This is a genomic window from Pseudomonas putida, from assembly GCF_002906855.1.
In the GTDB taxonomy this organism is placed as follows: Bacteria; Pseudomonadota; Gammaproteobacteria; order Pseudomonadales; family Pseudomonadaceae; genus Aquipseudomonas; species Aquipseudomonas putida_N.
On sequence record NZ_MINI01000038.1, the window covers coordinates 650482 to 671594 of the forward strand.

Below are 21113 nucleotides of genomic sequence, written 5' to 3' on the forward strand. Positions count from 1 at the left end.
TACGGCGCCGGGCTTGCGCCCGGCGCTGGGCAGCTTGAAGCGTGCGGCTTGTAGCTTGCCGCTTTATTGCGATTTCCTGACCCGCAGGTACCATTCCGACAGCAGGCGCACCTGTTTGTCGGTGTAGCCACGCTCCACCATCCGCGTGACGAAGTCGTTGTGCTTCTGTTGGTCCTCCTTGCTGGCCTTGGCGTTGAAGCTGATGACCGGCAGCAGGTCCTCGGTGTTGGAGAACATTTTCTTCTCGATCACCACCCGCAGCTTCTCGTAGCTGAGCCAGCTCGGGTTCTTGCCATTGTTGTTGGCACGGGCACGCAGCACGAAGTTGACGATTTCGTTGCGGAAGTCCTTCGGATTGCTGATGCCTGCCGGTTTCTCGATCTTTTCCAGCTCTTCGTTGAGGGCGATGCGGTTGAGAATTTCGCCGGTCTCCGGGTCGCGGTATTCCTGATCCTGGATCCAGAAGTCGGCGTACAGCACATAGCGGTCGAAGATGTTCTGGCCGTATTCGCTGTAGGACTCAAGGTAGGCGGTCTGGATTTCCTTGCCGATGAACTCGATGTAGCGCGGTGCCAGGTATTCCTTCAGATAGCGCAGGTAGCGCTCGCGTACTTCGGCCGGGAACTGTTCCTGCTCGATCTGCTGTTCCAGCACATACAGCAGGTGCACCGGGTTGGCTGCCACTTCATGCGGGTCGAAGTTGAACACCTTGGAGAGAATCTTGAAGGCGAAGCGGGTCGACAGGCCGTTCATGCCTTCGTCGACGCCCGCCGCATCGCGGTACTCCTGGATCGACTTGGCTTTCGGGTCGGTGTCCTTGAGGTTTTCGCCATCGTAGACCCGCATCTTCGAGTAGATGTTGGAGTTTTCCGGCTCCTTGAGGCGCGAGAGCACGGTGAACTGGGCAAGCATCTTAAGCGTGTCTGGCGCGCAATGGGCCTTGGCCAGCGAGCTGTTGACCAGCAACTTGTCGTAGATCTTGATCTCATCGCTGACGCGCAGGCAGTACGGCACCTTGACGATATAGATCCGGTCGATGAACGCCTCGTTGTTCTTGTTGTTGCGGAAGGTGTGCCACTCCGATTCGTTGGAGTGGGCCAGCAGGATACCGGTATAGGGAATGGCCCCAAGGCCTTCGGTACTGTTGTAATTGCCTTCCTGGGTGGCGGTGAGCAAGGGGTGCAGGACCTTGATTGGCGCCTTGAACATCTCGACGAATTCCATCAGGCCCTGGTTGGCCCGGCACAGTGCGCCCGAATAGCTGTAGGCATCGGCGTCGTTCTGCGGGAATTCTTCGAGTTTGCGGATATCCACTTTACCGACCAGGGCGGAGATGTCCTGGTTGTTCTCATCACCCGGCTCGGTCTTGGCGATGGCGATCTGGTTGAGGATCGAGGGGTACAGTTTCACCACCCTGAACTTGCTGATATCACCGCCGAATTCCTGCAGGCGCTTGGTGGCCCAAGGCGACATGATGGTGTTCAGGTAGCGCCGCGAGATGCCGTACTCTTCCTCGAGAATGGCCCCGTCTTCGGTGGCATTGAACAAGCCCAAGGGTGACTCGAATACCGGCGAGCCCTTGATGGCGTAGAAAGGTACCTTTTCCATCAGCTGCTTGAGTTTCTCGGCCAGCGACGATTTACCGCCGCCTACCGGGCCCAGCAGATAGAGGATCTGTTTCTTCTCTTCCAGGCCTTGGGCGGCATGGCGGAAGTACGAAACGATCTGGTCGATGCACTCTTCCATGCCATGGAAGTCGGCAAAGGCCGGATACCGGCGAATGACCTTGTTGGAGAAGATTCGCGACAGCCTGGAGTTGGAAGAGGTGTCGATCAGTTCTGGCTCACCGATGGCCAGCAACAGCCGTTCAGCCGCCGATGCGTAGGCACTGCGATCCTCTTTGCACAGCTCGAGGTACTCCTGCAGCGAGAGTTCTTCCTGGCGCGTAGACTCGAAGCGTTGTTGGAAGTGGCTAAAAATACTCATGACGTCACCTCGCTCGATACGTGGAGACGACGCCGGATCAGTCAGCTGATGCTGGCATGCAACCGGGTTCGCCGATTGCTGTATACCCCCCAGAACACCCTGTAACGCTACCGATGACCCGCACGCCGGTGTACCGGCTCTCCCCTTTTTCTGGATGGCCTGCGCTTAAGAATAGTTGGTTATCCGCAAGATCAAGGGCGGGCGGCGGAGAAGTTGCGAACGACCGTTCGTCAGGTGGGCTGCGAGCCCGCGTGGGACGCGGGCTGGAGTAAAAATGAAAAAAATTATTCGGCGGTGCCCTGGGCGGTCTCGGCCGGGTAGGTGCTACGCCACAGTTCGAAGCCGCCATCGACGCTGTACACGTCGGAGAAGCCCTGGCCGACCAGGTAGGCGGCTGCGCTCTGGCTGGAATTGCCGTGGTAGCAGACCACCAGGGTCGGTGCATCCAGGTCGGCATTGCGGATGAACTCGGCGACCGAGTGGTTATCCAGATGCATGGCGCCGGTGATGTGGCCAGCGGCAAAGGCTTGCGAGTCGCGAATGTCGACGACTACCGCACCTTGCGCGCGCAGGGCCAGGGCCTGCTCGGGAGGGATGCGCTTGAATTCGCTCATGGGTACGGTTCTCTTCAGGGTTGATCGTTCAGTGTAGTGGCTTGTGGCGGCAGGCGGACATGGCCATCGTCGGTACAGTCGCAGCGCTGGTATTCGCCGCTGTCGACGTTGTACAGGGTCATGGCGCCGCCCCACACGCAGCCGGTGTCGAGGGCGATGATGCCGGGTTCGTTGACCTGGCCTTGGAGGGCAGCCCAGTGGCCGAAGATGATCTTCACGTGGCGCGAGCGGCGGTCCTTGTGCGCATACCAGGGCTTGTAGCCTTTGGGTGCGGTATCGAGGCCTTCTTTGCTCTTGAGGTCGAGCTTGCCTGCCGCGGTGCAGAAGCGCATGCGCGTGAGGTAGTTGGTGATCACCCGCAAGCGCTCGACACCGGTGAGGTTCTTGCTCCACTTGTTCGGCTCGTTGCCGTACATGCCGTCGAGGTAGAGTTGCAGGCGGTTGTCGTCGCGCAGCACTTGCTCGACTTCTTCGGCCAGTTGCAGTGCCTGGCCCAGGGTCCATTGCGGCGGAATACCGGCATGGACCAGGGCGATGCCGCGCGGCTCATCGTAATGCAGCAGCTTCTGCTGGCGCAGCCAGTCAAGCAGTTGATCGGCGTCCGGCGCTTCGATGATCTCGCGCAGGGTGTCGCTTTTCTTCAGGCGCTCGACGTTGTGCCAGGCGGCCAGCAGGTGCAAATCATGGTTGCCCAGCACGCATACCAGCGATTGGCGGATCGAATAGAGGTAACGCAGGGTTTCCAGCGAGTCGGGGCCGCGGTTTACCAGGTCGCCGACCAGCCACAGGCGGTCGACCGCCGGGTTGAAGTTGACCCGTTCGAGCAGGCACTTGAGCGGCCCCAGGCAGCCTTGCAGGTCTCCGACGGCGTAGGTGGCCATCAGTGCAGCGCCCCAGGCACCGCGAGGCGGAAGGGTGCGATGTCGGCTTCGAAGCGCTTGCCGTCTTCGGCGAACATTTCGTAGCTGCCCTGCATGGTGCCGACGCGTGTGCTGATCACCGCGCCGCTGCTGTAGGTATGGCTCTGGCCGGGCTCGATGGTTGGCTGTTGGCCAACTACGCCGGCACCGCGCACTTCCTCGACCTCGCCATCACCGTTGGTGATCAGCCAGTGACGCGACAACAGCTTGGCTTTGACCGAGCCGTTGTTTTGCACGGTGATGGTGTAGGCGAAGGCGAAGCGACTGCTTTCGGGGTCGGATTGATCTTTCAGGTAACGGGTCACGACGCTGACGTCGATCTGATAGCGAGGGTCGGACATGCAAGGGCCTTGGGCGAACTGACGCAATAATGCAGTCTAGGCCATTGGCAGGGGGGAGGGCCAGCGGCGCGCAGCCTCGGGGGAGTGCGGCCTCTTCGCGTCCAACCGTCGCGAAGAGGCCAGTACAGGCTGAATCAGGCCAGCTGATCGGCCAGGCGCACGAAGGCCGCCAGGTCGAGCTGTTCAGGGCGCAGGCTGCCATCCACGCCTGCGGCTTCGATGGCGGCGCTGTCGAGCAGTCCTTTCATGGTGTTGCGCAGGGTCTTGCGACGCTGGTTGAACGCTTCACGCACCACTTGCTCCAGCAACCGTGCATCCTTGGCAGGGTGGGGCAGCACTTCGTGCGGTACCAGGCGCACGATCGCTGAGTCGACCTTCGGCGGCGGGTTGAACGCGCCCGGGCCCACGTTGAACAGGTGTTCCACCCGGCAGTGGTACTGCACCATGATCGACAGGCGGCCCCAATCACCACCGCCTGGGCCGGCCGCCATGCGCTCGACCACTTCCTTCTGCAGCATGAAGTGCATGTCACGGATCAGCCCGGCGTGGCTGAGCAGGTGGAAGATCAGCGGGGTGGAGATGTTGTACGGCAGGTTGCCGACCACCTTGAGGCTGCGCGGCGGCACACCAAGCTGGTTGAAGTCGAACTTCAGGGCGTCGCCCTGGTGCAGGCGGAAATTGCCGCGGCCGGCAAACTTGTGTTGCAGGATCGGCACCAGGTCCTTGTCCAGCTCCACCACGTCCAGCTGGGCGCCACTGCCCAGCAGGCCTTCGGTCAGGGCGCCTTGGCCCGGGCCGATTTCCAGCAGGTGTTCGCCAGCCTTGGCGTTGATGGCGCGCAGGATGCGGTCGATGATGCCCGCATCGTGCAGGAAGTTCTGGCCGAAGCGCTTGCGCGCCCGGTGTTGGTATTGCTCGTTCATGGTCGGTTCTCGGCCATCTGGTAGGCGGTTTCCAGGGCGACGCGCAGGCTGCCGGTGTCGACCTTGCCGCTGCCGGCCAGGTCCAGGGCGGTGCCGTGGTCGACCGATGTGCGGATGATCGGCAGGCCCAGGGTCACATTGACGGCAGCGCCAAAGCCTTTGTACTTGAGTACGGGCAGGCCCTGGTCATGGTACATCGCCAGCACCGCGTCGCAGTGCTCCAGATATTTGGGGGTAAACAGGGTATCGGCCGGCAGCGGGCCGCGCAGGTCCATGCCTTCGGTACGCAGGCGGGCCAGCGTTGGCTCGATGATGTCGATTTCTTCGCGGCCAAGATGGCCGCCTTCCCCGGCATGCGGGTTGAGGCCGCAGACCAGGATGCGCGGGTTGGCAATGCCGAACTTGTCGCGCATATCAGCGTGCAGGATGCGGGTGACCCGCTCCACGCGCTCGGCAGTGATGGCGTCGGCAATGTCTCGCAGCGGCAGGTGCGTCGTCACCAGGGCGACACGCAAGCCACGGGTGGCCAGCATCATCACTACCTGGGCGGTGCTGGTGAGGTCGGCAAGGAATTCGGTATGGCCGGAGAAGGCGATACCGCTTTCGTTGATCACGCCCTTGTGCACCGGCGCGGTGATCATCCCGGCGAATTGCCCGTCAAGGCAGCCTTGGCCGGCACGGGTCAGGGTTTCCAGCACGAACGCCGCGTTGGCCTTGTCCAGCTGGCCTGGCACCACTGGCGCGGCCAGGGGTGTGTCCCACACATACAGGCTGCCGGCAGGCGCAGGCAGGTCGGGCCATTGGCCTGGCATTACCGGCAGCAGGTTGACAGCCAGCCCCAGCTGCGCGGCCCGCTCGGCGAGCAGGTCACGGCTGGTGATGGCAATCAGGGGGTGGGGCTGGGCGTCGGCGGCGAGCAGCAGGCACAGGTCGGGGCCTATGCCGGCTGGTTCGCCGGGAGTGACGGCGAAGCGCAGGGGCTTCACTGTGCGGCCTGGTCAGCGCCAGGCAGCTTGATTTCAACGTAGGCTTCGTCGCGGATCTGGCGCAGCCAGGTCTGCAGCTCTTCGTCGTACTTGCGGTTGCGCAGCACGTTCATGGCCTGTTGCTCACGCGCCTGCTCGGTGCTGTCGGTGGCACGGCGGCCCAGCACTTCAAGGACGTGCCAGCCGTACTGGGTCTTGAACGGTTTGGTCACCACGCCTTGCTGGGCGTTGGCCATCTGCTCGCGGAACTCCGGTACCAGGCTGTTCGGGTCAACCCAGTTGAGGTCGCCGCCGTTGAGTGCGGAACCAGGGTCTTCCGAGAAGCTCTTCGCCAGCTCGCCGAAGTCCTCGCCGTTCTGGATGCGGTCGTACAGGCGCTCGGCCAGCTGTTTGGTGGCTGCTTCGCTGCGGATTTCGCTCGGCTTGATCAGGATGTGGCGGACATGCACTTCGTCACGCAGCACGTTCTCGCCGCCACCGCGCTTCTCCTCGAGCTTGAGGAGGATAAAGCCGTTGGGGATGCGAATTGGCTGGGTAATGTCGCCGACCGCCATGCTGCTGAGCATCTTGGCGAAGTCCGGTGGCAGCTGGGCCGCTTTACGCCAGCCCATCTCACCACCCTCAAGGGCGTTTTCGCTGGCCGAGTTGGCAATCGCCACCTGGCCGAAGTCGGCACCCTGGCGCAATTGCTGGTACAGGTCGCCGACCTTGCGCGCAGCCTTCTGGATGTCGTCCGAGTTGGCGGCTTCCGGGGTCGGGATGAGGATGTTGGCCAGGCGGTACTCTTCCGACATCTGCATCTTGCCCATGTCCGAGGCGAGGAAGTTCTTCACTTCCTGCTCGGAAACCTGGATGCGCTCGGCAACGCGGCGCTGACGCACGCGGCTGATGATCATCTCGCGCTTGACCTGCTCACGGGCGTCGTCGAACGACAGGCCATCATGGGCAAGGGCGGCGCGGAACTGCTCCAGGGACATGCCATTGCGCTGGGCAATGGTGCCGATGGCCTGGTTCAGCTCTTCGTCGGTGATGCGGATGCCCGAACGTTCGCCGATCTGCAGCTGCAGGTTCTCGACGATCAGGCGTTCCAGTACCTGCTGCTCCAGTGCGCCAGTCGGCGGCACGCCGCCGCCGCGCTTGGCGATGGTCTGCTGCACCTCGTGGACACGCTGGTCCAGTTGGCTCTGCATGACCACGTCGTTGTCGACGATGGCCACCACGCGGTCGATGGGTTGTACCGCGGCATGCACCGCGCCACTCAGCAATGCAGCGCCCAGCAACACCGGGCGCAGTCGATCAATAAGCTTGGTCTTCACGTGTACGGTAACCTTGAATGCCTTGGTCGAGGAACGATTCCACCTTGTTGCCCACTACGCCGCCGAGGCCTTTCAGGACGATTTGCAGGAAGATGCCGTGGTCGCCTTTTTCGTTTGCAGGGGTAGCCTGGCTGAAGTCGTCGTAGTCGACCCAGTAACGGTTGATCAGGCGCAGCTTCCAGCAGCAGTTGTCGTACTCGAAGCCGCCCATGGCTTCCAGGGTACGGTTGCGGTTGTAGTCATGCTGCCAGCGGGCGATCACGTTCCATTGCGGTACGACCGGCCAGATGACCGAGAAGTCGTGCTGCTGGATCTTGTAGTAATCCTTGATGTAGTTCGGATCGCCCGGCGTGCCATAGTCGCCGCCGCCCACTTTCCAGGTACCGGTAGTGGAGTCGTAGGCGATGGTGTCGTTGCGGTAGCGATAACCGACGTTGACGATCTTGTTCGGGTTGTCTTCAGGCTGGTAGTGGAACATCGCGCTGCCCGAGCGGGTGCTGCGGCTGTCCGGGTCCCAGTTGAAGTCCGAATTGAAGCGCCAGTCGCGGTTGAAGTAGTAGTTGTACAGCAACGCGTACGGCGACACATCCGACAGCGAGTCCTTGCGGGTACGGTAGTCGATGCCTGGCAGCTGGACCTTGCGGTCCTTGAAGTAGTAAGCCTGGCCGATGCTGAAATTCTGACGCTCGAAGCCGTTGTCCTCGATCCAGCGCGTGGTCACGCCCAGCGACAGCTTGTTCTCGTCACCGATGCGGTCGGTGCCGGAGAAGCGGTTGTCGCGGAACAGCGAGTCGTAGCTGAACAGGGTTTCACCCGTATCGAACAGCGGGATGTCCTTCTGGTCCTTGTACGGGACGTAGAGGTAGTACATGCGCGGTTCGAGGGTCTGCCGGTAGTTGGTACCGAACAGCGACGTGTTGCGGTCGAAATACAGGCCGCTGTCGACCGAGACGATCGGAATGTCACGGTTCAGCGTGCTGTTGTAGCTGCCGTATGCCGGGTTGGCCGATTGCGCAATCGCCTGTGCCTGGCCTTGGCTGTCCAGGTCGAGGTCATAGTGCGTGTACGCATACTTCAGCTTGGGCGTGATGTAGCCATAGCTGGCTTGCATCGGCAGGCTGATCGACGGCGCGACATTCAGGCGCGTACCGTTGGCCCGCGCAATACCAGTGATGTTCTGGTCCAGGCGGCGGCCATCGGGACCGGCGGTGGTGTCGAGGTTGCCGTCCTTGTCGAATACCTTGTCGTTCTTCAGGTCACGATCAAAGCGTACCGCTTCGGTTTCGTAACCCATGTCCAGGCCACCTGGATGGAACGGCAGCGCGCCGTTGAGGGTGATCTGCGGCAGTTTGTCGTACGGGGTGATCTGCGACAGGGTCGCCATCTCGTACGCTTGTGCATTCAGGCGGGCGGTGTAAGTGTCGCCACGCCAGGTCAGGGCACCTTGCTGGTTGACCACGTCCCGGCTCTTGACGCCGATCTGGTCGGTTTCAAGGTCCTGGAAGTAGAACGGATCGCTGATGTCGGTGTAGTCAACTTCAGTCATCAGGCGCTCGTCCAGGCCACCTTTGTGCTGCCAGTTGATCATCCAGCGTTCTTTCTTGTAGTCCGTCTGCAGCTTGCGGTCGTCGTCCTCGTCATTGAGGTAGCCGCCACCGAACTGGCCTTCGCTGGACTTGGTCAGGTAGCGGAACTCGCCTTCCATCAGCATGCCGCGCTTGGTCATGTAGCGCGGGTACAACGTGGCGTCATAGTTGGGCGCCAGGTTGAAGTAGTAAGGCGTGACCAGCATGAAGCCGGTGTCGCTGGTGCTGCTGAACGACGGCGGCAGGAAGCCGGACTGGCGACGGTCATCGATCGGGAAGTAGATGTACGGTGTGTAGAGCACCGGGAAATCTTTGACCCGCAGGGTGACGTTTGTCGCGGTACCGAAACCGGTCGCCGGGTTCAGGGTGATGTTGTTGCCCTTCAGCTGCCAGGCGTTGCTGCCCGGTTCGCACGTGGTGTACGTACCGTCCTTGAGACGGATGATGGCGTTTTCGCCACGCTTGGCGTACAGGGCGTTGCCGCGAATGTGCGACTTGTGCATCACGTATTCGGCGTTGTCGACCTGGGCTTCGCCGGTATCGAGCTGAATCTGCGCCTGGTCACCGACGACCAGCGAGCCGTTGTCGCGGATCTTGACGTTGCCCTTGAGCTCACCACGGTTCTCGGCCTGGTACAGGTTGGCCTCGTCGGCTTCGGCCTGCATGCTGCCCTGACGCATGACCACGTCACCGGCGAGGGTAGCGATCTGCTGCTCCTGCTGGTACTTGGACACCTTGGCGTTGATGTAGGTCGGCGATTCGTCCTTGGGCGTGGAGTCGGCCATGCCTGGGCGAGTGGGCTCGATGTACGCGCCACCGCAGTACGGGCCGGTTTCGGCCAGCTGGGCTGCAGTGAGCTTCTCGCGTGGAACCCAGTCGAGGTGGCTGTAGTCTTCGCTGCGCGACTTCAGGCCACGGCCCTTGGCCTCGGTGACCAGCATCGGCTTGTCAGCGGACTCGGCCGGCTCGGCTTCGGTACCCGACGTGAGCGCGGCGCCTTCATGCACCGGGCGCGGAGGCAGGTTGTTGGCTGGGGTCTTGGGCTTGCAGTCCCAACCACCGGAGGCGGACACTTGGCAGTCGAACTGCTCGGCAGCCACCACATAGGGGGTGGCCAAAGGTTGCATGGCCAGCAGGCCGCCGGTCACCAGCAACGGAAACTTTCTACGAAACGCGGGGGATTTCAATGCCATCTTATTAGTCCGGGCTTCCTGCGTGCCATCTGCCCGCGTGTGGGGCCGCACGCCTCTCGATGGTCTGAAAAAGATGCTGGATAATAAAGCATGACCCGCTTGACGGCTAGGGCCGTCGGAGACCCTTGTAATGCCTGAACACGATGTACGCCTGCAACAACTGACCGTCTGGCTCCGTGAGCAGCTCGATCAGCTTTTCCGCGACAACGCCTGGGGTGAGGTGCCTGAGGGCAGCCTGACTGCCGCCAGCAGCGATGCCAGCTTCCGCCGTTACTTCCGCTGGCAGGGCGCAGGCCACAGCTTCGTGATCATGGACGCGCCACCGCCACAGGAAAACTGCCGACCATTCGTCGCCATTGATCATCTGCTGGCCCGCGCAGGCGTGCATGTGCCGCAGATTCATGCGCAGGACCTGGAACGTGGTTTCCTGTTGCTGGGTGATCTGGGCCACCAGACATACCTGGACATCATTCAGGCTGACAACGCCGATGCATTGTTCGCGGATGCCATCGAGGCTCTGCTGGCTTTCCAGCGCCTGCCGATGGACGCGCCGCTGCCCAGCTACGACGACGCCTTGCTGCGCCGTGAAGTCGAACTGTTCCCAGAGTGGTACGTTGGCCGCGAGCTCGGCCTGGCCCTCACTGATGCGCAGAAAGCCAGCTGGCAGCGTATCAGCCAACTGCTGATCGACAGCGCCCTGGCCCAGCCCAAGGTACTGGTGCACCGGGACTACATGCCGCGCAACCTGATGCAGAGCACCCCGAACCCAGGGGTACTGGACTTCCAGGACGCGGTTTATGGGCCGGTCACCTACGACATCACCTGCCTGTTCAAGGATGCGTTCCTCAGCTGGCCGCAGGCGCAGGTCGAAGGCTGGCTGCGCAGCTACTGGGAGCAGGCGCAGGCTGCGGGCATTCCGGTACAGCCGGTATTCGACGATTTCCAGCGCGCCAGCGACCTGATGGGCGTGCAGCGCCATCTCAAAGTGATCGGTATCTTCGCGCGAATCTGCCATCGTGACGGAAAACCGCGTTATCTGGCCGACGTCCCGCGATTCTTCGCCTATATAGATGAAGTGGTCAGCCGTCGCCCGGAGCTTGCCGAACTGGGCCAGCTGATCGCCGAGTTGCAAGACGGAGCGCGTGCATGAAGGCGATGATTCTTGCAGCAGGCAAAGGCGAGCGCATGCGCCCGCTGACCCTGCATACCCCAAAACCGCTGGTGCCAGTCGCGGGTCGGCCACTGATCGAGTATCACCTGCGCGCGCTGGCGGCGGCCGGGTTTACCGAGGTGGTGATCAACCACGCCTGGCTTGGCCAGCAGATAGAGGACCATCTGGGCGATGGCAGCCGGTTCGGCCTACGCATTCGCTACTCGGCCGAAGGTGAGCCGCTGGAAACCGGCGGTGGCATCTTCAAAGCCCTGCCATTGCTGGGGAATGAACCGTTCGCCCTGATCAACGGCGATATCTGGACCGACTATGACCTCAGCCTCCTGCGCGCGCCGCTGCGCGGGCTGGCGCATCTGGTGCTGGTCGATAACCCCGGCCATCACGGGCGTGGCGACTTCCGTCTGAGCGAGGGTCGGGTGGTCGATGGTGACGACGCCCCCGGCACGCTGACCTTCAGCGGCCTCTCGGTGCTGCACCCGGCCTTGTTCGAAGGCTGCCAGGCGGGCGCCTTCAAGCTGGCGCCGTTGCTGCGCCAGGCGATGGCGTCAGGCCAGGTGAGCGGTGAGCATTTCCGCGGCCACTGGGTGGATGTCGGTACCCTGGAGCGCCTGGCCGAGGCCGAGCGCTTGATCGGCGAGCGCGCCTGACATGTGGTGGCCAGGCACGGTAATCGGGCTGGGCGCAGGCTTTGCGGTCGCCAGCATCCCCGGTGCGTTGCTCGGTGCCTTGTTGGGCCAGGCGATGGACCGACGCATTCGCTTGCAGGGCTGGGACGACATGTGCGAGCGCCTGGGCGGTCGCCCGGTCTTGCAGGACGATGAATTGCTGTTCGTCTTGCTCGGGCGGCTGGCCAAGAGCGATGGCCGTGTGGCCGAGCAGCACATCCAGCAGGCGCGGCAGGAAATGGTCCGCCTGGACATGGCCGAGGCTGCGCGTTTGCGGGCCATAGCCGCGTTTAACCGAGGCAAGGCTGGCAAAGACCGGCTGTCCGGTCACCTGCGCCGCATCCGCCTGCAGCCGCATGCCGCCGAGGGTACCTTGCGAGCCTGCTGGCGCATGGCCTGGGCCGACGGCAAGGCTGGGCGGCACGAGCGTGAACTGCTGCTGGAGTGGGGGCACAAGCTGGGCCTGAGCCGGCGTCAGGTGCAGGCGATGTCACTGGAGTACGAGCCGCGCAAGGCACCGGTGTCAGCGGGTGTGATGAACTTCGCGGCAGCGCTGCGCTTGCTGGGCGTCGAGGCCGACACCGAGGGGGACCAGGTCAAGCAGGCTTACCGGCGCCTGGTCAGCAAGCATCATCCCGACAAACTGGCGGGCAGCGGAGCAAGCGAGGCGCAAGTGCGCGAGGCGACCGAGCGGACCCGCGAGCTGCACCAGGCCTATGCGATCGTTCGCAAGCGGGGCGGGTTCTAGAAGGGGGCGCCTGGGCGCCCATGGCAACCTGAAACTACTGTTGCGGGCTCATCCAGCCCCGAACCCTGCGGAACAACTGCTCCTGTTCACCGTCCTTGTTGGCCGGCATGGCAATCAGTGACAGCTGCTTGTATTGGCTGTCCTTCTGCCGCTTGCTGGCCTGCAAGCGCTGCGCCGCCGCATTGCGGTCCCCTGTACGGGTGGCGTAGTAGAGGTCAGCCGTCGGCACTTTGAGGGTTGGCGCAAGGCTTTCCAGGTCGTGCTCGACCCGGGCCGGCGTCTGTGCGGCAACCATCACCAGCTTCTGCACCTGCGGCGGTTGCTTTTCGCTCAGGTAGCGTGCTGCCCAATAGGCGCCACTGCCGTGGCCAATCAGCACGATGCTGCGCGAGTTGTGCTGTTGGGCATAGGCCACGGCAGCATCCAGGCGAGCGAAGATGCGTTCGGCATCGGCCGCGTCGTTCTGTTCGCTGGCCTGCTCGGCGTCGGTGCTTTCTGCGGTATCGGTGTCGGCGGCGGTGGCCTGGGCGATGTTGGCGTTGGCGTCGGCGGGGGTGTCTTTGGCCGGTGCGCTTTCGCCTGCTTTCTTCTCAGGCGCTGGCGCCGGCCTGTCCTCTACCCGCGCTTGCGGGGCGTCAGCGAGCAGGTCGGGCAGGCTCACGCTCAGGCTGTGCCAGCCGATATCCGGGAACTTACGCCGTAACGGGCCGACTGTGTTGGGCCAGTCGGCATTCTCGCCAGCGCCCGGGACGATGATCACGGCACCCTGCGGATCACTGTCGTTGGCCGGCTTCCACAGGGCCAGGAAACTGTCCGCTCCGGCCTGCAGGGTCTGTTGTTCGGCTTTTGGCACCAGGCGCTCCAGGGCTTGCGCGTCTTCCTGGCTACGCTCCAGCAGCGGCGGGCGTGGCGCCGGGGCGGCGGGCGCCTCGGCTGGTGCCTCCGGCTTGGCGGCGTCAGCGGCCAGGGCGCCGAGTGGTAGGAGCGAGGCCAGGCAGCACATTGCCAGCGTCGTGCGATAAAGTGTGGACATGAATCAACCCAAGGCCAGAATGATACCGGCAGCCTAATAGTATTTGCCCGCGGCGGCCATGCTGCATGGCCGCCCTTGCCAAGACGAGCGTGTAGATGAAGCGATTGCGTCGCCTGTTGGTTATCGGCTGGTTGTGCCTGCCCTTGATCGCCTTGGCACGGCCGCAAGTGCCGCCAACGGTGACACTGGAGCCTGCCCAGCAGCAATGGCTCGAGAGCCATCGCAGCCTGCGTGTCGGCTTGGTGCTGCAGGCGCCCTACGCTCAGTTTGACCGCCGCCTGCAGCAACTTTACGGCGCCAACGTCGAGTTGGTGAACTGGCTGGGGCAAGCGCTGGGCCTGGACCTGACCTGGCGCAACTTCACCGACCAGGCCAGCCTTGAACATGGCTTGCAAGCGGGGGAGATCGATTTCGCCCCGGGGCTGACGCAAACACCGGCCAGCTTGCGCCTGTGGCTGTTCAGCGACCCTTACATGCGAGTACCGCAGCTGGTGGTGGGGCCGCGTACCGGGGCGATGGCCGTGGAGCTGGAAAAGCTCGATGCTGAAACCCGCGTCGCAGTGCGCATGCCCAGTGCCCTTGCCGACTATCTGCGTGGCAACTACAGCGGCCTCAATCTTCAGGGCGTGCCCAGCGAGCGCGAGGCTTTGCAACTGGTGGTCGGTGGCCAGGCCAGTTACGCCGTGCTCGATGAGGCACAGCTGAGTCGGCTATCACGGGAAAGTGAGTTCGCCGAGCTGGTGGTGGTAGGTGATATTGGTTTGCCGCAGTTGCTGCGAGTGGGTTCGCGACGCGACTGGCCGGTGCTTGCCGATGTGCTCGAACGCGGGCTGCAGGCCATGCCGGCCAAGGAACTGGAGCAACTTCATCAGCGTTGGTTGCAGCCCAAGTACCCGCGCTTGAGTGAGTCGCCGGGCTTCTGGCAGAACCTGGCCTTGCTGTTCGGCATGTTGCTGCTGTGCGCCCTGGCCACGCTGGTGTGGCAGCGTCGGCAGCAACGCCAGCTGGAACGCAGCCTGCTGGCCGCACGGGAAAGCCTGACCGAGCGGCAGGGGCGCGAAGAGGCACTGCGCCTGAGCCAGTTCGCCATCGATCAGAGCACGGTGGGCATTCTCTGGGTCAACTGGGACAGCCATGTACGCTACGCCAACCATGCGGTGGAACACATGCTCGGCTATGCCGAGGCCGAGCTGCTGGAGCGCCCGCTGATCGACTTCGAGCCGAACCTGACCATGGACCGCTGGCTCGAACTGTGGAAGGGCGCCCGTGCCGGCGATGGCGGTGCCCGACAATTCGAAACCCAGTGTCGACGCGCCGACGGCAGCTTGCTACCGGTGGAACTGTCGCTCAGTTTCCTGCGCTTTCGCGATGCCGAATACCTGGTGGTATACCTCGCCGATGTCACCGAGCGCCATCGCGCACTGGCGGCCTTGCGCGAAAGCGAGGCGCGGCTCAAGGGCATCGCCGGCAACGTGCCGGGCCTGGTGTTCCGCCTTGAGCCAGCACCTGCCGAAGGTGAGCCGGAATTTCCGTACATCAGCGAGGGCAGCGAGGCGCTGGTCGGCTACACGCCCGCGCAGATCCAGCACCCACTGATGGGTTTGCGCAATCTCGTTCACCCAGACGATCGGGCCGATTATCACCAGGTCCAGGATCTGGCGATTGCCAGCGATCAGGACTGGTCGTGGCAGGGGCGTATCCTCACCCGTCAGGGCGAGCAGCGCTGGGCCGACATCAAGGCCAGTGCCCGGCGTTTGCCCAATGGCCGGGTGGCGTGGGACGGTATCGTCTGGGACATCACCCAAGGCAAGCGCGCCGAGCTGGCGCTGGCCCAGTCGCAGGAGCAGCTGCGCGAGCTGTCGGCGCACCTGGAGAGCGTGCGCGAAGAAGAAAAGGCCCGCATCGCCCGTGAAGTGCACGATGAACTTGGGCAGATGCTGACCGTGCTCAAGCTGGAAGTGTCGATGTGCGAGCTGGCGTTTGCCGAGCTGGATCCTGGCCTGCACCAGCGCCTGGGCAGCATGAAGCGCCTGATCGCCCAGCTGTTCCAGCTGGTGCGCGACGTCGCCACCGCGTTGCGTCCACCGATCCTCGACGCGGGCATCGCCTCGGCCATCGAATGGCAGGCGCGGCGCTTCGAAGCGCGCACGCAGATACCGTGTCTGGTACAGGTACCGGATAATCTGCCAGCATTGAGCGATGCCAAGGCCACCGGCCTGTTCCGCATTCTGCAGGAAGCGTTGACCAACGTGATGCGCCATGCCCAGGCTCACAGCGTTGAGATCGAGCTGGTGCGTGAAGACGGGCAACTGCGCATGACCGTCAGTGACGATGGCACCGGCTTCTGCCGGGACCAGCCCAGGCCCACGTCGTTCGGCCTGGTCGGCGTGCGTGAGCGGGTGCTGATGCTCGGTGGCAGCATGGCGCTGGACAGTGAACCAGGCGAGGGCACCAGCCTGAGCGTGGCCATTCCCTTGGAGTAGGAGAGCGAGCGTGATTCGAGTGCTGGTGGCCGAAGACCACACCATTGTCCGGGAAGGTATCAAGCAGTTGATCGGCCTGGCCAAGGACATGCAGGTGGCGGGGGAGGCCGGGAATGGCGAGCAATTGCTCGAGACCCTGCGCCACACGCCTTGCGAGGTGGTATTGCTGGATATCTCCATGCCGGGGGTAAATGGCCTGGAGGCGATTCCGCGCATCCGCGCGCTGAACGATGCCCCGGCGATCCTGATGCTGTCGATGCACGATGAGGCGCAGATGGCTGCCCGCGCGCTGAAAGCCGGTGCAGCGGGCTATGCGACCAAGGACAGCGACCCGGCCCTGTTGCTCACGGCGATTCGCCGGGTGGCAGGGGGCGGGCGCTATATCGACCCGGCACTGGCCGACCGCATGGTTTTCGAGGTGGGCCTGACCGAGAGCCGGCCACTGCACACGCTGTTGTCGGAGCGCGAGTTCTCGGTGTTCGAGCGCCTGGCTCAGGGCGCCAACGTCAACGACATCGCCCAACAGCTGGCACTGTCGAGCAAGACCATCAGCACCCACAAGGCCAGGCTGATGCAGAAGCTCAAGGTCAATTCGCTGGCGGAACTGGTGAAGTACGCCATGGAGCACAAGCTGGTCTGATTGCGACATCCTTGTAGGGATTGCCCTACAACAAATCTTCCAGCGGGATGATGGCATTCTCTCAGCACCGCCGATTTCCGGGCGCTTGCGGCTCTTCTACTCTTTTGCCTACGCAGTCATTCCAACAAGAAGGTGCAGGCATGAGCGAGGCGAATTCGAACGCTGCCACCGGCGAGACGCTGGTCAGCTTCCGTGGTGTGCAGAAGAGCTACGACGGCGAATCGCTGATCGTCAAAAACCTCAACCTGGACATTCGCAAGGGTGAATTCCTCACCCTGCTCGGCCCTTCCGGCTCGGGCAAGACCACCAGCCTGATGATGCTGGCCGGTTTCGAAACCCCCACCGCCGGTGAAATCCAGCTGGCCGGGCGTTCGATCAACAACGTGCCGCCGCACAAGCGTGACATCGGCATGGTGTTCCAGAACTACGCACTGTTCCCGCACATGACCGTGGCCGAGAACTTGGCCTTCCCGCTAACCGTACGCGGCCTGAGCAAGACCGACATCAGCGAGCGGGTCAAGCGGGTACTGAACATGGTCCAGCTCGATGCCTTCGCCAAGCGCTACCCCGGCCAGCTTTCCGGTGGTCAGCAGCAGCGTGTGGCGCTGGCCCGGGCGCTGGTGTTCGAACCTCAGCTGGTGCTGATGGACGAACCGCTGGGCGCCCTCGACAAGCAGCTGCGTGAACATATGCAGATGGAGATCAAGCATATTCACCAGCGCCTCGGCGTGACCGTGGTCTACGTGACCCACGACCAGGGTGAGGCGCTGACCATGTCCGACCGCGTGGCGGTGTTCCACCAGGGCGAGATCCAGCAGATCGCCGACCCGCGCACTCTCTATGAAGAACCCTGCAACACCTTCGTCGCCAACTTCATCGGCGAGAACAACCGCATCAACGGCACCCTGCTGGCCAGCGATGGCAAGCGTTGCCAGGTGCAGCTGGCCCGCGGCGAGCGGGTCGAGGCGCTGGCGGTGAACGTCGGCCATGCCGGCGAGCCGGTGACCCTGTCGGTACGCCCCGAGCGCGTGCGCCTCAACGGCCACAGCGAAAGCTGCGTCAATCGCTTCTCTGGCCGCGTGGCCGAGTTCATCTACCTGGGCGACCACGTACGGGTGCGCCTGGAAGTCTGCGGCAAGGCCGACTTCTTCGTGAAGCAGCCGATCGCCGAGCTCGACCCGGCGCTGGCCGTGGGCGATGTGGTACCGCTGGGCTGGGAGGTGGAGCACGCCCGCGCGCTCGATCCGATTGCCGAAGCCCACTGATGGATTGCTTCACCAACCCTGTACTGTGGAGAGAATAATAATGCGCAAGCAGTTGAAACTGACCGCCCTGGCCCTCGGCCTGTGCGTCGCTGGCCAGGCCATGGCGGCGGACCTGACCGTGGTTTCCTTCGGCGGTGCCAACAAGGCGGCCCAGGTCAAGGCGTTCTACGAGCCATGGGAGAAGGCCGGCAAGGGCAAGATCGTCGCGGGCGAGTACAACGGTGAAATGGCCAAGGTCAAAGCCATGGTCGACACCAACAGCGTGTCGTGGAACCTGGTGGAGGTGGAGTCGCCAGAGCTGGCTCGTGGTTGCGACGAAGGCATGTTCGAGGAGCTCGACCCGGCGCTGTTCGGCAACGAGTCCGATTATGTGAAGGGTGCCATCCAGCCTTGCGGCGTGGGCTTCTTCGTCTGGTCCACGGTGCTGGCCTACAACGCCGACAAACTCAAGACCGCACCCACCAGCTGGGCTGACTTCTGGGACACCAAGAAATTCCCGGGCAAGCGTGGCTTGCGCAAGGGCGCCAAGTACACCCTGGAGTTCGCCCTGATGGCCGACGGCGTTGCGCCGAAGGATGTGTATCAGGTGCTGGGTACCAAGGAGGGTGTGGACCGCGCCTTCAAGAAGCTCGACGAGCTCAAGCCGAGCATCCAGTGGTGGGAAGCCGGCGCCCAGCCGCCACAGTACCTGGCCTCGGGTGACGTGGTCATGAGCTCGGCCTACAACGGCCGCATCGCCGCGGTGCAGAAAGAGAGCAACCTAAAGGTGGTGTGGAACGGCGGTATCTACGACTTCGACGCCTGGGCGATCCCGAAAGGCGCCAAGGATGTGGAAGAAGCGAAGAAGTTCATCGCCTACACCGTGCAGCCAGAGCAACAAAAGACCTACTCCGAGAACATCGCCTACGGCCCGGCCAACTCCAAGGCCGTCCCGCTGCTGGCCGATGCGGTGAAGAAGGACATGCCGACCACGCCTGAGAACATCGCCAACCAGGTGCAGATCGACGTGGCCTTCTGGGCCGACAACAGCGAGCAGCTGGAGCAACGCTTCAACGCCTGGGCGGCGAAGAAGTAACAACCCGGGAAGCGGGGCCGCTGTGCGGCTCCAATTTCAGCCTGTATCGCGGAGTTCGCCATGGCCATTGCAGTGCCCCTCAACGAAGGCGCAGGTCCAAGCCTCAAGCAGCGCCTCAAGCATGCCGAGCGGGTCAACCGCTGGAAGGCGCAGGCGTTGATCGCGCCGCTGGCGCTGTTTCTTCTGCTGGTGTTCCTGGTGCCGATCGCGGCGCTGCTGTACAAGAGCGTCGGCAACCCGGAAGTGGTCGGCGGCCTGCCGCGCACGGTCGAGGTGATCAGCCAGTGGGACGGCAAGAGCCTGCCGGGCGAAGACGTCTACAAGGCACTGAGCCAGGACCTGGCCGAATCTCGCAAGAACCAGACCCTGGGCGACCTCTCCAAACGCCTGAACATGGAGCTGGCCGGCTACCGCAGCCTGTTGGCCAAGACTGCACGGGCGCTGCCGTTCAAGGCCGAACCTGCCTCCTATAAAGATGCCTTGCAGGCTCTCGACGAGCGTTGGGGCGACCCGGCCTACTGGCAGGCAATCCGCCGCAATACCAGTTCGGTGACTTCGTTCTACCTGCTGGCTTCGCTCGACCACCGTATCGATGACCTCGGCGAGCTGGCCAAGGCCACCCCCGACCAGGCCATCTACCTGGATATCTTTGCCCGCACCCTGTGGATGGGTGTGGTGATCACCGCCATCTGCCTGGTGCTGGCCTATCCGCTGGCCTACCTGCTGGCCAACCTGCCGACGCGGCAGAGCAACCTGCTGATGATCCTGGTGCTGCTGCCGTTCTGGACCTCGATCCTGGTGCGGGTGGCCGCATGGATCGTGCTGCTGCAGTCCGGCGGCCTGATCAACAGCGCGCTGATGGCGATGGGCATCATCGACCAGCCGCTGGAGCTGGTGTTCAACCGCACCGGGGTGTACATCTCGATGGTGCACATCCTGCTGCCGTTCATGATCCTGCCGCTGTACAGCGTGATGAAAGGCATTTCGCCGAGCTACATGCGTGCGGCGATTTCGCTGGGCTGCCACCCGTTCGCCAGCTTCTGGCGGGTGTATTTCCCGCAGACCTACGCCGGTGTGGGTGCCGGTTGCCTGCTGGTGTTCATTCTGGCCATCGGCTACTACATCACCCCGGCACTGCTCGGCAGCCCGAACGACCAGATGGTCAGCTACTTCGTCGCCTTCTACACCAACACCAGCATCAACTGGGGCATGGCCACCGCGCTGGGCGGGCTGTTGCTGCTGGCGACCGTGCTGCTGTACCTGATCTATAGCTGGCTGGTCGGCGCCAGCCGCCTGCGCCTGAGCTGAGGAGCCTTGAGATGCTGAGCCCCTACATGTCGCCCGTCGAGCGGGTGTGGTTCTACACCCTGCGCATCCTCTGCGGTCTGATCCTGCTGTTCCTGGTATTGCCGGTGCTGGTAATCGTGCCGTTGTCGTTCAACAGCGGCAGTTTCCTGGTGTACCCGCTGCAGGGCTTTTCGCTGCAGTGGTACCACGACTTCTTCGCCTCGGCCGAGTGGATGCGGGCGCTGAAGAACAGCATCATTGTGGCGCCAGCGGCCACGGTACTGGCCATGGTGTTTGGCACCCTGGCGTCGATCGGCCTGACCCGTGGTGATTTCCCGGGCAAGTCGCTGGTGATGGCGCTGGTGATTTCGCCGATGGTGGTGCCGGTGGTGATCATCGGTGTGGCCAGCTACCTGTTCTTCGCCCCGCTGGGCCTGGGCAACAGCTTCATCTCGCTGATCCTGGTGCACGCGGTGCTGGGTGTGCCGTTCGTCATCATTACCGTGTCGGCGACCCTGCAGGGCTTCAACTACAACCTGGTACGTGCGGCGGCCAGCCTCGGTGCCTCGCCTTTGCTGACCTTCCGTCGAGTGACTTTGCCGCTGATTGCCCCCGGGGTGATCTCGGGAGCGCTGTTCGCCTTTGCCACGTCGTTCGACGAAGTGGTGGTGACGCTGTTCCTCGCCGGGCCGGAGCAGGCAACCTTGCCACGGCAGATGTTCAGCGGCATTCGCGAGAACCTCAGCCCGACCATTGCGGCGGCGGCGACCCTGTTGATTGCCTTCTCGGTGGTCTTGTTGCTGACCCTGGAGTGGTTGCGTGGACGTAGCGAGAAGCTTCGTACCCAACAACCTGCCTGAAGCAATGGTGTGGTCGGGGTT

18 protein-coding genes are annotated in these 21113 nt (G+C 63.2%); 9 read left to right on the plus strand and 9 right to left on the minus strand.

Going from position 1 to position 21113, the window contains the following annotated elements; genetic code table 11:
- Positions 1–63: 63 nt before the first annotated feature.
- The 8 genes from BGP85_RS15425 to BGP85_RS15460 all read right to left on the minus strand — a co-directional run bounded on the left by BGP85_RS15425 (position 64) and on the right by BGP85_RS15460 (position 9865).
- The gene (locus BGP85_RS15425) at positions 64–1986 is read right to left on the minus strand and encodes a PrkA family serine protein kinase (RefSeq protein WP_060484777.1); all 1923 of its coding nucleotides are present in this window, start codon (positions 1984–1986) and stop codon (positions 64–66) included.
- Positions 1987–2270: 284 nt separating this feature from the next.
- Positions 2271–2600 (minus strand): thiosulfate sulfurtransferase GlpE, encoded by a 330-nt coding sequence (gene glpE, locus BGP85_RS15430; RefSeq protein ID WP_103448723.1) that lies wholly within the window; start codon positions 2598–2600, stop codon positions 2271–2273.
- 14 nt (positions 2601–2614) lie between these two features.
- Positions 2615–3481 carry a symmetrical bis(5'-nucleosyl)-tetraphosphatase gene (locus BGP85_RS15435; RefSeq protein WP_103448724.1) on the minus strand — a complete coding sequence of 289 codons (867 nt, stop codon included), beginning with the start codon at positions 3479–3481 and terminating at the stop codon, positions 2615–2617.
- Positions 3481–3861 (minus strand): Co2+/Mg2+ efflux protein ApaG, encoded by a 381-nt coding sequence (apaG, locus tag BGP85_RS15440; RefSeq protein WP_027917463.1) that lies wholly within the window; start codon positions 3859–3861, stop codon positions 3481–3483. Before apaG ends, BGP85_RS15435 begins: the two co-directional genes overlap by 1 nt.
- Positions 3862–3995: 134 nt before the next feature.
- Positions 3996–4784 carry a 16S rRNA (adenine(1518)-N(6)/adenine(1519)-N(6))-dimethyltransferase RsmA gene (gene rsmA, locus BGP85_RS15445; protein ID WP_103448725.1) on the minus strand — a complete coding sequence of 263 codons (789 nt, stop codon included), beginning with the start codon at positions 4782–4784 and terminating at the stop codon, positions 3996–3998.
- Entirely contained in the window at positions 4781–5770 is a 990-nt protein-coding gene (gene pdxA, locus BGP85_RS15450) for a 4-hydroxythreonine-4-phosphate dehydrogenase PdxA (RefSeq protein WP_103448726.1), read from the minus strand. Before pdxA ends, rsmA begins: the two co-directional genes overlap by 4 nt.
- Positions 5767–7086, minus strand: coding sequence for a peptidylprolyl isomerase (locus tag BGP85_RS15455; RefSeq protein WP_103448727.1), 1320 nt, complete (start codon positions 7084–7086; stop codon positions 5767–5769). The genes pdxA and BGP85_RS15455 overlap by 4 nt, the downstream gene beginning before the upstream one ends.
- Positions 7067–9865 carry an LPS-assembly protein LptD gene (locus BGP85_RS15460; protein ID WP_103448728.1) on the minus strand — a complete coding sequence of 933 codons (2799 nt, stop codon included), beginning with the start codon at positions 9863–9865 and terminating at the stop codon, positions 7067–7069. Before BGP85_RS15460 ends, BGP85_RS15455 begins: the two co-directional genes overlap by 20 nt.
- A 130-nt stretch (positions 9866–9995) precedes the next feature.
- Here BGP85_RS15460 and BGP85_RS15465 point away from each other — a divergent pair, with 130 nt between their 5' ends.
- Genes BGP85_RS15465 through BGP85_RS15475 form a run of 3 tightly spaced genes read left to right on the plus strand, consistent with a single transcriptional unit; the run spans position 9996 to position 12449 of the window.
- On the plus strand, positions 9996–11015 hold the full coding sequence (locus tag BGP85_RS15465; protein ID WP_103448729.1) for an aminoglycoside phosphotransferase family protein: 1020 nt from the start codon (positions 9996–9998) through the stop codon (positions 11013–11015).
- Positions 11012–11683, plus strand: coding sequence for an N-acetylmuramate alpha-1-phosphate uridylyltransferase MurU (murU, locus tag BGP85_RS15470; protein ID WP_103448730.1), 672 nt, complete (start codon positions 11012–11014; stop codon positions 11681–11683). Before BGP85_RS15465 ends, murU begins: the two co-directional genes overlap by 4 nt.
- Before the next feature lies 1 nt (position 11684).
- The gene (locus BGP85_RS15475; protein ID WP_103448731.1) at positions 11685–12449 is read left to right on the plus strand and encodes a TerB family tellurite resistance protein; all 765 of its coding nucleotides are present in this window, start codon (positions 11685–11687) and stop codon (positions 12447–12449) included.
- Between the two features lie 34 nt (positions 12450–12483).
- Here BGP85_RS15475 and BGP85_RS15480 read toward each other — a convergent pair whose 3' ends face one another.
- Positions 12484–13482, minus strand: coding sequence for an alpha/beta hydrolase family protein (locus BGP85_RS15480; protein ID WP_103448732.1), 999 nt, complete (start codon positions 13480–13482; stop codon positions 12484–12486).
- Between the two features lie 95 nt (positions 13483–13577).
- On the opposite strand from BGP85_RS15480, the gene BGP85_RS15485 reads away from it, so the two are divergent.
- From BGP85_RS15485 to BGP85_RS15510, 6 genes are all read left to right on the plus strand, one after another.
- Positions 13578–15965: a PAS domain-containing sensor histidine kinase gene (locus BGP85_RS15485; protein WP_103448733.1), complete on the plus strand. Its 2388-nt coding sequence runs from the start codon at positions 13578–13580 to the stop codon at positions 15963–15965.
- A gap of 10 nt (positions 15966–15975) precedes the next feature.
- Positions 15976–16605: a response regulator gene (locus BGP85_RS15490; protein WP_103448734.1), complete on the plus strand. Its 630-nt coding sequence runs from the start codon at positions 15976–15978 to the stop codon at positions 16603–16605.
- Between the two features lie 140 nt (positions 16606–16745).
- Positions 16746–17870, plus strand: coding sequence for an ABC transporter ATP-binding protein (locus tag BGP85_RS15495; RefSeq protein ID WP_103448735.1), 1125 nt, complete (start codon positions 16746–16748; stop codon positions 17868–17870).
- A 40-nt stretch (positions 17871–17910) separates the two neighbouring features.
- Positions 17911–18945 carry an ABC transporter substrate-binding protein gene (locus BGP85_RS15500; RefSeq protein ID WP_103448736.1) on the plus strand — a complete coding sequence of 345 codons (1035 nt, stop codon included), beginning with the start codon at positions 17911–17913 and terminating at the stop codon, positions 18943–18945.
- 60 nt (positions 18946–19005) lie between these two features.
- Positions 19006–20253, plus strand: a complete 1248-nt coding sequence (locus BGP85_RS15505; protein WP_103448737.1) for an ABC transporter permease — start codon at positions 19006–19008, stop codon at positions 20251–20253.
- Positions 20254–20264: 11 nt separating this feature from the next.
- Complete coding sequence (locus tag BGP85_RS15510; RefSeq protein ID WP_079226329.1) at positions 20265–21092, plus strand: ABC transporter permease; 828 nt, start codon at positions 20265–20267, stop codon at positions 21090–21092.
- Positions 21093–21113: the final 21 nt, after the last annotated feature.